This window comes from Paenibacillus sp. FSL K6-1122, from assembly GCF_037977015.1.
In the GTDB taxonomy this organism is placed as follows: Bacteria; Bacillota; Bacilli; order Paenibacillales; family Paenibacillaceae; genus Paenibacillus; species Paenibacillus amylolyticus.
The window spans coordinates 2,351,558-2,364,734 of record NZ_CP150272.1 but is presented as its reverse complement, the minus strand read 5'-3'; the positions used below and the strand labels follow the sequence as shown (position 1 = coordinate 2,364,734).

Genomic DNA, 13,177 nt, shown 5'->3' with positions numbered 1-13,177 from the left:
CATGATTCAGCATCATTCACCTCAGGAGCTGAACGTACCACCATTGGATTTAGAATCTACATTTTTCATTTGTTCAGGGTATCCGTAAGTACCGTGCTCACTGATATCCAGACCCATTGTTTCTTCTTCTTCAGTAACACGGATGCCCATGATCGCTTTCATTCCGCCCAGAATAATGAAGGACATTACCAGTACGAAGGCAAAAGCACCTGCCAGACCGAGAAGCTGTACGCCCAATTGGTGGAATCCACCGCCATAGAACAGACCCGCTTGACCTACACCAGCATTCTCAGCAAGTTCAGGAGTAGCGAACAAACCTGTGGAGATCGCACCCCACATACCAGCAATACCATGTACGGAGAAAGCGTAGATTGGATCGTCAATTCCTTTACGATCGAAGTACTGTGCTGTGAAGAATGTGATGATACCCGCCAGAGCACCGATAACCAGGGCTGCCCAAGGTTCAACGAATGCACATGCTCCTGTAATCGCAACGAGTGCCGCAAGCACACCGTTTAACATGCTAGGAATATCAGACTTCCCAAGTACTGCCCATGAGATCAACAGCGCAGCAACACCACCGGCTGCAGCAGCTACGTTAGTAGTTAATGCAACATAACCGAAGAATCCATCTCCCATGGCAGACAATGTACTACCTGGGTTGAATCCGAACCAACCGATCCAGAGGATAATAACCCCGAGTACGGAATACACTTGGTTGTGACCTGGAATGATGTTAGGTTTGCCGTCTTTGTTATATTTACCAATACGTGGTTTCAACAAGATCGTCGCTACCAATGCTGCAGTCGCACCAGTCAAGTGAACAACCGTCGATCCTGCAAAGTCTTGCATACCCAGCTCAGCCAACCAGCCGCCGCCCCATACCCAGTGAGCAACAACCGGATACATGATAATGGTATAAAGTGTACCGAATACAATATATACGCTCATTTTTGCACGTTCAGCCATACCACCGCAGGCAATGGCCAGAGATACCGCCGCAAAAGCGAGGTGGAAAACGAATTTAATAGTCAGTGGAACATCGGAGAAAGCCAGTGATTCGAAGGAAGCAGCCATCTTGTCACCGCTCAGGAAAAATCCTGTTGTTCCAAAGAAGCTGTTACCATTACCGAAACCAAGACCGAAACCCAAAGCCCAGAAGGCAATAACTGAAATTCCCAATGTCAGGATAGTCTTACCCGCAATGTGTCCTGCATTCTTCATTCGTGTTGAACCCGCTTCAAGTAAAGCAAATCCCCCTTGCATCAAGAACACGAGTACAACAGCCAGAAACGTAAAGGCTGAGTTCAAACCACTTTGAAGTTCAATGTTAGTCGGACCCTCCGCAGCCGCAAATGCGCTAACCGGAAAAGCGAACAAAGTAAGCATTACTAACATGGAAACCAACCATTTCTTTCTCATATACCCCACTCCCTCTTATGTTAATTTTCTTCACATAACGTGAAACTCTTAATGTCATTATAAGCAGAAGAGAGGAAAGTTGACAAGAGTATTTTCATCAAAACTGAAAATTATTTCTGGGAATAAAGTCTTACGTCTTTTTCTTGCACTTAAGTACATAATCACATTCTATGAGTACATAGATATAGAAATGCAGCATGCTGATTGTCAAAGCATAACGTTTGACTGTACGGTTAAAGATCATGTATCATACTTATTAGTAAGAAAATTGGGCGTAGTCTAGAAATTCACAAGTGGAAACTACAATTCCCTACATTTGAACTTGCAAGCGAGGTGAATATCATTGGGGATATGAAACTTTTTCGGATTGGCGAACTTGCCAAGACCGCTGGTGTTAGTGAACGGACGATTGATTATTACACAAAGCTTGGACTAATCGCTCCCGAAGAACGTACACAAAAAAATTATCGTCTCTATAGTAATGAAACTTTAACGAGGCTTGAACGTATTGTACAGATGAAACAAGAGAAGTATAGTCTCGACGAGATTAAACAATCTCTTGAGAAGTGGCGTCTGGTTAGTACAGAAGAACAAGTTGCCAGCAAATTGACAACATTGGAACTTCACGTACAACAACTTGAGCGAGAGGTTAACGAACTCAAACCGCTACTTGGAGAGATGAAACCTGTACAAGCACGTAAAATGATGGCAGGACTCCTCACCAAAAGTGCCGGTACAATGGAGGCACTAAAAATCTTGCTTGAGAACACCATGATGTAGCTTATTCATAGAAAGCGGAGGAATGAATATGAGTTTTAATAACGGTATGTTCGTATTGATCATTATCGCCTTTTTGCTCTCTTTATGGGCGCAATTTCGCGTTAAAGGTACGTTTAGACGTTGGTCGGAGGTACCGAACCAGAACGGAATGACTGGTTATGATGCCGCTCGCCAGATGCTTGATGCTAACGGCCTGCATGATGTTCCAATTGAACCTGTACGCGGTACACTCTCTGATCACTATGATCCAATCAATCGGGTTGTACGTTTATCAGAACCAGTATATTACGAAAACTCAATCTCAGCTGTTTCGGTAGCGTGTCACGAAGTTGGCCACGCCATTCAGCATAAAGAAAGTTATCCGATGCTGGCACTGCGTCACCGGATCTTCCCAATTGTGAACTTTGCATCCGGATTAGCCCCATTCCTGTTAATTGCAGGATTCATCTTCAACGCCATGAACCTTGTAGGTATCGGTATCATCTTCTTCTCCGTAACTGTAGCATTCCAACTCATCACTTTACCGGTTGAGTTCAATGCAAGTAATCGTGCCAGAGAGATTATGGTATCCGAAGGGTACATCCGTAATGAAGAAGAAAAAGGTGTTGCAAAAGTTCTGAATGCCGCAGCCTTGACTTACGTTGCTGCAGCGTTGATCTCACTGCTTGAGTTGATTCGTTACATCGGAATCTTCAACAGCCGCGATTAATTGGATACCTATACAACAAAAACAAAAAAACAATACCCCACCGTTAATCGGATGGGGTATTGTTTTTTTGTAAACCGAAATAATCAAGCAAGAATGAACGAAAGGACTGAGCAACCAGCGGCAGTTTATCATGCGCACGATGAATTAACCCGATAGTTCGCGTTACTTTTGGATGAGAGATAGCCACATGTGCCGGTTGCAAAGGGTTCGTCTGGAATAACGCCATCTCAGGCAGCAAACTGACCCCCATGCCCGCAGCGACCAATCCGCGGATGGTGTCGGTCTCTTCCCCTTCAAAAGCGATCTTGGGTGTAAAACCAGCTTCCAGGCAGGCATGCCACACAATAGGACGAAGAGAATAACCTTTGCTGAACAATACAAATTTATCATCCTTGAGCTGTTCAAGCGCAATTGTCTCTTCACCAGCTAACGGGTGATTAGGAGGAAGGATCGCATGTAATTCTTCCGTGAGTACAATATCGCCATCTACTTGATCATGCTTCTCTGGAAAAGGAGAAATGAATGCCAAGTCTACCTCTCCGGATAACACATCACGAATCAGCGTAGGGAACATCCCCTGCTTGAATCTGAATTTCACGTTGGGGTAGCGCTGACGGAAAGCAGCCACCACGGAAGGAATGAGATGAATCCCCAGACTATGCGGAAACCCAATTCGAATCTCTCCATGCTCCGGGTCCAGAAACTCATGAACTTCCCCAACTGCCTTGTCCAAATCTTTTAATATACCTTCAATTCGTTTGCAAAAAAGCTGCCCTACTGCAGTCAACTGCAGGTTTCGTCCCTTTTGCATAAAAAGGTCCACGCCCAGTTCTTCTTCCAGCTGATGAATCTGACGACTCACCGCCGACTGTGCCACATGCAACTCTTCAGCAGCCTGTGTTACATGTTCCTTCTGTGCCACTTTCAAAAAGTAATGCAACTGTCTTAATTCCACTCGCCTGATCGCTCCAATCTGTTATACCCTACTTATCCTTGACTGTATTCCATCTTGAGAACGTTCTGACTACCGCTTTAAGCTGCGGGGTTTCCACAATCTGATCAACAGTCCGTAAATAAAGAATCCACCCAACAATCCGCCAAGGTGAGCCATCCAGTTGATGCCTGACATGGCAAAGGAGAATATGATTCCGAACAAAAGCAACGTGTACATCGTTTTGCGCGAAGCCTCATCCATCATCGTTCGCTGGAACAGCGCTACATACAGGAATGCACCATAGACGGCATAGATCGCTCCTGAAGCACCTACCGAGATGGTAATGCTCCCAACCGAGTTGTACCACGCAACAGCAAGAATATTACCCAATACACCGCCACCCAGGTACAATACACCATACCTTACCGACCCGAGCAACCGCTCCATCGGTGGAGCAAATACAATTAACGCAAAGCTGTTAAACAATAAATGACCGAAGCCCGCATGCAGGAACATGGATGTAATGTAACGCCACCATTCATGCGCGAACAGTTCATGATTCGTAAGTGCCCCGAATTTCAGCAGCACCATATTGTTCGTTGATCCACCGTTCACCGTTAACACAACAAACATGACTACATTGGCAATTAAAAAAAGCGACGTCAAAGGGAAATACTTCAAATAACCTTTCCAGTTCTCATAGCGAATAAATATCATAAATTTCTTCTTTCACTCCACCCTGTTCAGATCGGACTTACATCTCTGATCCATCGTAATGGTACATGTCCGAATTGGACAATGCCTTTCATAAAAGATTATAATGGATTTTGGCACGGATCACCAATTTATAAGGAGGAACATTATTATGACACAAGAACGTACAGGCGCAGCCACATTTAAAGGCAACCCTATTACATTGATCGGACCCGAACTGAAAGTCGGCGATCAAGCACCTGATTTTACACTGAGCAAGAACCTGGTTGAGGATGCTTCCCTGAAAGACTTCGCAGGCAAAATCAAATTAATCAGCGTTGTTCCTTCCCTGGATACTGGCGTATGCGATGCGCAAACTCGTCGTTTCAACGTGGAAGCTGGAGAACTCGGAGACAATGTTGTTGTCTTGACAGTAAGCGTTGACCTTCCGTTTGCTCAGGCTCGTTGGTGTGGAGCAGCTGGTGTTGACCGCGTAGTTACATTGTCAGACTACAAAACACGTTCTTTCGGTGAAGACTACGGCGTTCTGATCAAAGAATTCCAACTCGACATGCGCTCCATTTTTGTTTTGGATGCCGAAGACCGGATTACATATGTGGAGTATTTGCCTGAAATGACAGACTCCCCTAACTTCGAACAAGCGATTGCTGCTGTAAAAGCTTTGCTGTAGAAGTTATCATACGTTCAGAACAAAAGCGAGGAAGGTTAACCTTCACTCGCTTTTTGTTATTTATCATCTATTTCAATCATTTGCTTTATACTTGCTTAGCTTTTTATCCAGTACAGAGAATAAGTTCATAATCGTGCGATAATTGGAACCCAAGTCTCCAAGTGAACCACGTGAAGCTGAATACATATCCACCGCACTGCGAACAGGACTTACTGAGATAATGGAAACTGTAATATCCATCGTCCGTCCAAAGGTAGTCCGCTTCTCCAGAATAACTTCTCCAACAGAAGGCACTTCATGCAGCACTTTATAACCCGGAATCTTTTTGAGTGTCGAAGAGACCTCTTCCCAGGCTCTGTCTTTGGATAAGTTATAATACCGTGTTTTTAATTTGGGATCCTTGGCTCGATCGCTGGTCCCCTCCATGCTGCGGATGATACCGACGAGCGTTCTCTTTAAGGTCAAGACCCTTCCTCCTTTGATTGTAACCGTTCCATTTATGTATCTTAGTGTAACATTGTTCAAGTAGTAACAAAAGGGCAAGCATCATATTTATCATAAAACCAATCAAAAACATTCATCACAACTTAAAAACACCCTGAAATTCCTTTTGTAGAGGAAAAGTCAGGGTGCTGTACATGAAGATTTAGGAACCCGCCTATGCCGTCCGGCTACATTGTCTTATGAACCTGCTTGGCAGGTGGGTGACCGCAAAAATGCTTTTTGAAGTCCCCATGTCGTATAGACAGGGCTTTTCAGCAACATTCTGTGTTGATCTCCCGAAGACATCATCATTGGTTCAAAACAACGAATAACCGAAACGTACATCGCAGGATGTACAATTATTATATCCCTAACTGTGTAAAAAGTAAATGGCGATTCATCATGTTTTATTTTTGCAATGTAATGTTTTTGTCGTCTGATGGCTCAGGTGTTTCACCATTCTCTGCTGATTGTTCAGCCAGCGCAGCAGCTTCCTCTTCTTCCTTCTTGAGTTGCATCTTCTCCATCTGCTCCTGCATCTTGTTGAAGGTTGCGTAGAAGTTAAAGAAAGCGAACCAAGCAATGATGCTGATAATGAAGAAAACAAACAAGACCGGATAACGGAAACCGATGTAGAACAGCAATCCACTTCCCAGCAATGTGGAAAATACGCGGAATGGTCTGATCAACGTAAGCAATACCGCGTTTTTGATAATGAGTCCGATGGACATATGATAATGTACAACCATCGAGAAGAAGTTAAAGAGTGATACAAATAACAAGAGAAGCAGTACTAACATGATGATTCCCACGAGCTGCATATTGCGGAACTGAGTCATGTACACTGTATAATCCAGATACATAATCGCGAATAGCAGTGTGTAAAAAATACCCCCAATTAAACTTTGCTTGTAGTTTTCCTTGTAACCTACAAAGAAAGTACGGAAGATCGGTACATCCGTATCGCCCATATTCCATTTACGAACAACCGTAAACAGCGCCGAAGTCGCCGGGAACAGTGTAAGCGGTGCCACAATAGCTATAGCCCAGTTCATTTGCAATGATTCGTTTGCGAGGTTCTGCTGCATCACGAGCAGTTTCATAATCAAGAAAAACAAGAACGGAGACGAACAAATAGCCCACAACAGATTGGTTGCGGCCAGTCTCGTAATCCACTCTGTAAGCCGGTAGATCCCACCCATAGCTCCTTTAAATTCCAAACATTTCTCCTCCTCTGCAGCCTTGCGAATTACCTGAAGTCTAATATTAATATACCTTATTATAGATAGGAAAAGCCAGTACTTCCCGAAAAGAGATCGTCATTGTCCTTAGCTAGCGCTTCTGGCCGCTTATGATAGTAAAATAAAATGATGCAGTCACTTTGAAAATAAAAAAATGGAGCAGTTGCCCGCTCCATTTTTCAGATCATACGTTTATATTACTCGAAAGAAGAATCTTTCGCTGGACGACGTCCTTCGTTACTGCTTGGACGCGGTTTGCGGTCACGGTTGTAACCACCTTCTCTGCTTCCACCGCCAGTGCCAGTGCTGCTGCCGCTGTTACGATCACGGTTGTAACCGCCACGTCCGCCGCCACTGCTGTTGCGATCGCGGTTGTAACCACCACCACTGCCGCCGCTACCACTTGTGCGGTTACCGCTGTAACCCGATGGTTTACGTCCGCCAGAGCGAACATCCGGTTTACGACGTTTTGCACGGATTGGATCTTCAGGAGTCAGATCAACTTGAGCATCTTTCTTGTCACCTGTCAGGAGCTTCAGTGCAGCCGACAACAGTTGAACAGAATCATATTGCTCAAGCATTTGAATCGCAATACCTTTGTATTCGTTCAGTTCGCCTGATTGTACGATTTCCAGCAAACGCTCTGCTGTCAAACGTTGTTTACCTTCAACCGCTTCTGCCATTGTTGGCAGTGGTTTACGTGGAATACGGTGACGTGTTACACGCTCGATGAAGTGCAAGTGATCAATCTCACGCGGTGTAACGAAGGACCAAGCAGCACCCTCTTTACCCGCACGACCTGTACGACCGATACGGTGAACATAGCTCTCCGGATCTTGCGGAAGGTCAAAGTTAACAACGTGAGTTACGCCAGATACGTCGAGACCACGTGCAGCCACGTCTGTTGCAACGAGTACGTCAATGCTGCCGTCACGGAACTTACGCATTACCGCATCACGTTGATTCTGGGACAAGTCACCATGAAGACCGTCTGCAGAATATCCACGTTTTTGCAAAGCTTCAGCCAATTCGTCAACACGACGTTTTGTACGTCCGAATACAATCGCCAGTTCAGGAGATTCCATATCCAACAAACGGCTCAATGCTTCGAATTTTTGACGCTCAGGTACTTCGATATAGGATTGGTCAATCAATGGTGCACTAACATGTTTCGGAATCACAGAAATGTGTTCAGGATTGTTCAAGAATTGTTGTGCCAATTTTTGAATGTTAGGAGGCATTGTTGCTGAGAACAGCATAGTTTGGCGCTCGTCTGGAACTTGTTTCAGGATGGATTGGATATCCTCCATGAAACCCATGTCGAGCATTTCATCTGCTTCATCCAGTACAACAGTTTGTACATCATCTAGTTTGATTGTTTTGCGGTTGATGTGGTCAAGGAGACGTCCAGGTGTACCAATGATGATCTGTGGTTTTCTTTTCAGTGCACGGATTTGACGCACGATATCTTGTCCGCCGTAGATTGGCAGGGAGCGAAGACCTTTGAAGCGAGTGAGTTTTTCGATCTCTTCAGCAACTTGAATTGCAAGTTCACGTGTAGGTGCCATAATAAGGGCGCGGATTTTCTCGTCACTTTTTGAGATTTTGCTGATCAACGGAATACCGAATGCAGCTGTTTTACCCGTACCTGTTTGAGCTTGACCAATCAAATCTCTGCCTTCGAGTGCCAAAGGAATCGCTTTGGATTGGATCGGTGTTGCTTCTTCAAACCCGAGCTCAGTGATGGCTTGCAGCACCAGTGGTTCAAGATTGAAATCTGTAAAGTTTAAATTTGTCAAAATTATTCATGCTCCTTTTATATGGTGGACATGGTGGACAATCCACTTTGTTGTCTGTATTCTTAAGTAGCGTTAATATTTATAGGGTATCCCAACGGGACGAATTATTTTCACTAACGAATATAATTCCATGAATGGGTCCCCAACATAAGACTAAAACTACATACATGTGTTTGAAACATTTCAAAATTTTATTGCTCCATTTAGGAAAAGTTTCCTACTCAAGAATATCCACAAATTATTATATCACAAAACAATTCAAGATTACCAGCAATCTGGTTTTAAATATAAATGAGGTGATTAAATTGCCCAAAATAATTTGGCACTCTTTAGTGATCATTTTGGGTGCTGCAGCTATTGCCTGCGGCTTCAACTGGTTTTTGGTCCCCCATCAGCTTTTAAGCGGCGGGGTGTCCGGTATTTCAATGCTTCTGGGTTATTTTACAACGTTGAATCTTAGTATAATGTATTTTGTTCTTAACATTCCCCTGCTCATTGCAGGTTGGTTTATTCTTGGACGACGCTTCATTACATTAAGTATTCTTTCGGTAGCAGCCACTTCCTGGTTCATTGCGCTTCTGCCTGTTTTTGCTGTGGCTACAGACCCTTTACTTAGTTCTGTATTTGGCGGTGTGCTTATTGGAATGGGTACTGGCGTTTCCTTCCGAGTCGGTGGCTCCACAGGAGGACTCGACATTGTTGGGTCCATTTTCACGCGTAAACGAGACTTTCCGATTGGTACTGTAATGGCCGGTATGAACGGTACGATCATTATGCTTGCAGGTTACCTGAGTGACAATTGGAATACAGCCTTGGCCTCGATGGTATCCATCTACATTACAGGCAAAGTGCTTGATCTGATCCATATCAGTCACGTCAAAGTAACACTGTACATTATTACAAACGAAACCGAAGCCATGTTAAAAAAATTACTTGTTCGGCCTCGTGGAGTTACCAAAATTAAGACTCAGGGAGCCTACACGGATATTGAGAAGGACATGCTCATGACCGTTACCACCCGCTACGAGTTGGTTGAAATTAAACGTATTATCAAGGATACAGATCCAAACGCTTTTGTTAACATTGTGGAAACGGTTGGTGTTATGGGTTCATTTCGCAGAAGTTGAGACACCTGTACGGTTAACAATTCACAACATTGTGGTATAATAACGGTGTACGGCTCCTAAATATGTTGTATAGCAGGTTCAACCCTTCAATTTCACAGGCCATATGCTTTCCCGAATCGCGCCGAATGACTTACCATTTTGGAATTCGAGTAGGAAAGGGTGATTATTGTGGATATGGAAACGGTAAAACTGTTTGAGATTGTCAACAGATGGTGCCCGGAAATGCTCCCTTTCTTGAAACCGAATGAACTCGACTCACTGATTGTCCTCCGGGATGGGCTGGGCATCCTGGAACAGGGAGACGCAATGGAAATCATTCAGTACAGTATTTGTGAGCATCAAAATGAGATTTACATTCAATAATTTTTTTTCAGATTGATCACGCCGCTTCTTGCAGGGGATTTCCTCAGCAGGAAGCGGTTTTCATTTTTTCCATGTGTTTCATTACTTGATTAATATGGTTAAAAGCCCAGAGGCTTTAATGTATAATTCATACATGGAATGCACACATAAGGGAGTGGAAATGAATGAACATGTTTTGGGCTTTAATGGCTATGGCCTTTGGAAGCTTTGGTGGTGCCCCCGCAGTGGCGGACCAGGGAAATCCTCAATTCCAATCGTTAACCAACAGTTTTAACACCGCAATTATCCAATCTCAAAAAGATCAGGTTGTTATTGATGCCGATAACCCACCTGCCAAAATTGATCCTCAACCTGATGCACCCGTGGTCAAAGGTATCTATGTAACGGCCTACAGCGCAGGCGGCGCACGTATGAAAGAATTGTTGGAACTGACCGACAGTACAGAACTGAATGCCATGGTCATTGATATCAAAGACGATCTCGGATACATAACTTATCCCACAGAAAACAAAGCGCTTCAGAAAATGGGTAAATCCCAACCTTTTATCCGGGATATCGATGCCTTGATGAAACGATTGCAAAAACATGAGGTCTACCCGATTGCACGTGTCGTTGTATTCAAAGATACGATCCTTGCCAAGAAAAATCCGGAGCTCTCCTTCCGTAACAAGGATGGATCTGTATGGGCAAATGGCAAAGGCGACAGCTTTGTGAATCCGTACAGCAAGGAAGTATGGGACTATAACATTGAGATTGCCAAGGAAGCTGCCAAGCTTGGATTTAAAGAGATTCAATTTGACTACGTTCGTTTCCCGGAAGGTTTCGAAACTCGAGCCGATGTACTGAAATATACCAAATCTGACAAGTCACGCGTGGATGTTGTGGCTGAATTCGTGCAATATGCACGCAAGGAGTTGGCCCCGCTAGGTGTTCGTGTCTCGGTTGATATTTTCGGTTATGCCGCTTCTGTACCTGCGGCTGAAGGCATTGGACAGGATTTTGTTAAAATATCCGAAAATGTGGATGTCATCTCACCGATGGTATACCCTAGTCACTATTCTACTGGCTGGTATGGGGTCAAGGACCCTGACAAAGATCCTTACACAACCATCAAGGGTTCAATGGAAGATACACACAAGAAACTGGACCCTACCAAAGAACTCAAACCTGTCATTCGTCCGTGGATCCAGGACTTCACAGCAAGCTGGCTGGGCAGTGGGCATTATGTCAAGTATGGCAAGAAACAAGTGGAAGACCAGATTAGAGCGATGAAAGACATGGATGTGCATGAATATCTGCTCTGGAATGCGTCCAACCGTTATACATCAGGTGTACAATATAAGTAATCCGCACTCTTTCATACTTCTCATTTCATCCAACCTCGTTCTGCTTGAAGCGGAGCGAGGTTTTTTGGTGTCCATTTTTCTCTGTACACCCCTACTCTGCTTCTGTCCCTATTCAAATTGAACAAAATCCACTACAATAAATAGCTGTCCAGATATGACACTTGGATGACATCTCTTTAGAATAGCGAGGCACTGCCAGTGAACATGAACACAACAGGTTTTTCCCAAAAAGTGAAGCAATTCCTGATTATATTTTTGCCCATCTTCACCACTCAAATCGCCCTCTCTGCCATGTCGTTCTTCGACACGAATATGTCAGGCAAGTTTTCTCCGGCCGACCTTGCAGGCGTCGCAATCGGCACAAGTCTATGGATGCCAGTTCAAACTGGACTAAGCGGGATTCTGATCGGTATTACACCTGTCGTTTCCCATCTGTTAGGTTCCAAACGTAATGATCAGATCGGGTATAACGTCATCCAGGCGCTGTATCTCGGGATCGCAGTCAGTCTCGTCGTTATCGGAGCCGGGGCGTTGTTACTTGGCCCTATACTGAACGGAATGCCTCTGGAACCCCGAGTTGCCCAAGTTGCCTTCTATTTTTTGTGCGCACTTGCTTTTGGCATTATCCCACTCTTCGGATATACAGTGCTGCGCAGCTTCATGGATGCACTTGGCCAGACACGGACTACGATGTTTATTACGTTAGTTTCCCTGCCCGTTAACATCTTTCTAAATTATCTGCTAATATTCGGCCGCTGGGGTTTTCCACAATTAGGCGGTGTTGGTGCTGGTGTTGCTACAGCATGTACATACTGGCTGATCTTTCTTATTAGTCTCTTTTTTGTCCATCGGGTCGAACCTTTCGCCCAGTATGGCATTTTCCGTCAATGGACCCGGGTATCATTGTCCAAATGGAAAGAGTTACTTAAGATTGGAGTGCCCATCGGATTTGCGACTTTTTTCGAAACGTCCATCTTCGCTGCTGTGACTTTAATGATGAGTCGTTTCGATACCACAACAATTGCTGCCCACCAGGCGGCGCTGAATTTCGCTTCTACGCTCTACATGCTGCCTGTGAGCATATGTATGGCTCTTACGATCCTTGTGGGCTATGAGGCAGGTGCGGGGCGTCTGAGAGATGCCAGACAATACAGTCTGCTTGGAATTGGTGGAGCCATCGGGCTCTCACTGCTGACAGCGATCGTGTTGATTGTGTTCGGCGAACAGATTGCAGGCGTGTATTCGAACGATCGAGAGGTCATTGCACTTACGCAGCATTTCCTCATCTACGCCATTTTCTTTCAGATCTCGGATGCGATTGCTACACCGACCCAAGGAGCATTGCGTGGCTACAAAGATGTTAATCCGGCACTTATCATTACGTTCATAGCGTATTGGATTATTGGGTTACCTGTAGGTTATCTAACTGCTACGTATACTTCACTCGGTGCCTTCGGATACTGGATCGGCCTCATTGCCGGCCTTGCTGTAGGAGCAACAGCGCTTCTCTGGAGACTCTTCCTAGTACAAAAACAAGCCGCACTCCGCAAGGGGTAGCATCAGAACACTCACTTACTTTGGAAACAACA

At 44.7% G+C, this 13,177-nt stretch carries 13 protein-coding genes and 1 other RNA gene; 7 read left to right on the top strand and 7 right to left on the bottom strand.

Annotated elements, in window-relative coordinates:
• Positions 1 to 21 precede the first annotated feature (21 nt).
• Positions 22 to 1,422, bottom strand: a complete 1,401-nt coding sequence (locus NSQ20_RS10595) for an ammonium transporter (RefSeq protein ID WP_036609643.1) — start codon at positions 1,420 to 1,422, stop codon at positions 22 to 24.
• Positions 1,423 to 1,773: 351 nt separating this feature from the next.
• Here NSQ20_RS10595 and NSQ20_RS10590 point away from each other — a divergent pair, with 351 nt between their 5' ends.
• Both NSQ20_RS10590 and NSQ20_RS10585 read left to right on the top strand, forming a co-directional pair.
• Entirely contained in the window at positions 1,774 to 2,202 is a 429-nt protein-coding gene (locus NSQ20_RS10590; RefSeq protein WP_017689377.1) for a MerR family transcriptional regulator, read from the top strand.
• Positions 2,203 to 2,230: 28 nt separating this feature from the next.
• A complete protein-coding gene (locus NSQ20_RS10585; RefSeq protein ID WP_036609646.1) occupies positions 2,231 to 2,911 on the top strand; it encodes a zinc metallopeptidase in 681 nt (226 codons plus the stop codon).
• A gap of 43 nt (positions 2,912 to 2,954) precedes the next feature.
• Here the strand turns inward: NSQ20_RS10585 and NSQ20_RS10580 are convergent, their stop codons facing one another.
• Positions 2,955 to 3,866 (bottom strand): LysR family transcriptional regulator, encoded by a 912-nt coding sequence (locus tag NSQ20_RS10580; protein WP_127543943.1) that lies wholly within the window; start codon positions 3,864 to 3,866, stop codon positions 2,955 to 2,957.
• A 69-nt stretch (positions 3,867 to 3,935) separates the two neighbouring features.
• Complete coding sequence (locus NSQ20_RS10575; protein WP_340032407.1) at positions 3,936 to 4,562, bottom strand: rhomboid family intramembrane serine protease; 627 nt, start codon at positions 4,560 to 4,562, stop codon at positions 3,936 to 3,938.
• A 148-nt stretch (positions 4,563 to 4,710) separates the two neighbouring features.
• Between NSQ20_RS10575 and tpx the strand changes: the two genes are divergently transcribed.
• Positions 4,711 to 5,229, top strand: a complete 519-nt coding sequence (tpx, locus tag NSQ20_RS10570; protein ID WP_036609653.1) for a thiol peroxidase — start codon at positions 4,711 to 4,713, stop codon at positions 5,227 to 5,229.
• A gap of 72 nt (positions 5,230 to 5,301) precedes the next feature.
• Here tpx and NSQ20_RS10565 read toward each other — a convergent pair whose 3' ends face one another.
• From NSQ20_RS10565 to NSQ20_RS10550, 4 genes are all read right to left on the bottom strand, one after another.
• Positions 5,302 to 5,694: a DUF1499 domain-containing protein gene (locus NSQ20_RS10565; protein WP_017689382.1), complete on the bottom strand. Its 393-nt coding sequence runs from the start codon at positions 5,692 to 5,694 to the stop codon at positions 5,302 to 5,304.
• Between the two features lie 182 nt (positions 5,695 to 5,876).
• A non-coding RNA gene (ssrS, locus tag NSQ20_RS10560) (6S RNA) lies at positions 5,877 to 6,068 on the bottom strand.
• A 51-nt stretch (positions 6,069 to 6,119) separates the two neighbouring features.
• Entirely contained in the window at positions 6,120 to 6,932 is an 813-nt protein-coding gene (locus NSQ20_RS10555; RefSeq protein ID WP_036609655.1) for a DUF624 domain-containing protein, read from the bottom strand.
• Between the two features lie 218 nt (positions 6,933 to 7,150).
• Positions 7,151 to 8,752 (bottom strand): DEAD/DEAH box helicase, encoded by a 1,602-nt coding sequence (locus NSQ20_RS10550; RefSeq protein ID WP_036609657.1) that lies wholly within the window; start codon positions 8,750 to 8,752, stop codon positions 7,151 to 7,153.
• Positions 8,753 to 9,057: 305 nt separating this feature from the next.
• Between NSQ20_RS10550 and NSQ20_RS10545 the strand changes: the two genes are divergently transcribed.
• The 4 genes from NSQ20_RS10545 to NSQ20_RS10530 all read left to right on the top strand — a co-directional run bounded on the left by NSQ20_RS10545 (position 9,058) and on the right by NSQ20_RS10530 (position 13,145).
• Positions 9,058 to 9,879: a YitT family protein gene (locus tag NSQ20_RS10545; protein ID WP_036609659.1), complete on the top strand. Its 822-nt coding sequence runs from the start codon at positions 9,058 to 9,060 to the stop codon at positions 9,877 to 9,879.
• Positions 9,880 to 10,053: 174 nt separating this feature from the next.
• A complete protein-coding gene (locus tag NSQ20_RS10540; RefSeq protein WP_029880762.1) occupies positions 10,054 to 10,242 on the top strand; it encodes a hypothetical protein in 189 nt (62 codons plus the stop codon).
• 164 nt (positions 10,243 to 10,406) lie between these two features.
• Positions 10,407 to 11,588 carry a putative glycoside hydrolase gene (locus NSQ20_RS10535; protein WP_036670137.1) on the top strand — a complete coding sequence of 394 codons (1,182 nt, stop codon included), beginning with the start codon at positions 10,407 to 10,409 and terminating at the stop codon, positions 11,586 to 11,588.
• 204 nt (positions 11,589 to 11,792) lie between these two features.
• Entirely contained in the window at positions 11,793 to 13,145 is a 1,353-nt protein-coding gene (locus tag NSQ20_RS10530) for an MATE family efflux transporter (RefSeq protein ID WP_340033015.1), read from the top strand.
• Positions 13,146 to 13,177 lie beyond the last annotated feature (32 nt).

What these genes read in the sequence shown, in the direction of transcription:
- NSQ20_RS10595 (WP_036609643.1), bottom strand. Translation starts at nt 1,422, where the DNA reads ATGAGAAAGAAATGGTTGGTTTCCATGTTAGTAATGCTTACTTTGTTC.
- NSQ20_RS10590 (WP_017689377.1), top strand. Translation starts at nt 1,774, where the DNA reads ATGAAACTTTTTCGGATTGGCGAACTTGCCAAGACCGCTGGTGTTAGT.
- NSQ20_RS10585 (WP_036609646.1), top strand. Translation starts at nt 2,231, where the DNA reads ATGAGTTTTAATAACGGTATGTTCGTATTGATCATTATCGCCTTTTTG.
- NSQ20_RS10575 (WP_340032407.1), bottom strand. Translation starts at nt 4,562, where the DNA reads ATGATATTTATTCGCTATGAGAACTGGAAAGGTTATTTGAAGTATTTC.
- tpx (WP_036609653.1), top strand. Translation starts at nt 4,711, where the DNA reads ATGACACAAGAACGTACAGGCGCAGCCACATTTAAAGGCAACCCTATT.
- NSQ20_RS10540 (WP_029880762.1), top strand. Translation starts at nt 10,054, where the DNA reads ATGGAAACGGTAAAACTGTTTGAGATTGTCAACAGATGGTGCCCGGAA.
- NSQ20_RS10535 (WP_036670137.1), top strand. Translation starts at nt 10,407, where the DNA reads ATGAACATGTTTTGGGCTTTAATGGCTATGGCCTTTGGAAGCTTTGGT.
- NSQ20_RS10530 (WP_340033015.1), top strand. Translation starts at nt 11,793, where the DNA reads ATGAACACAACAGGTTTTTCCCAAAAAGTGAAGCAATTCCTGATTATA.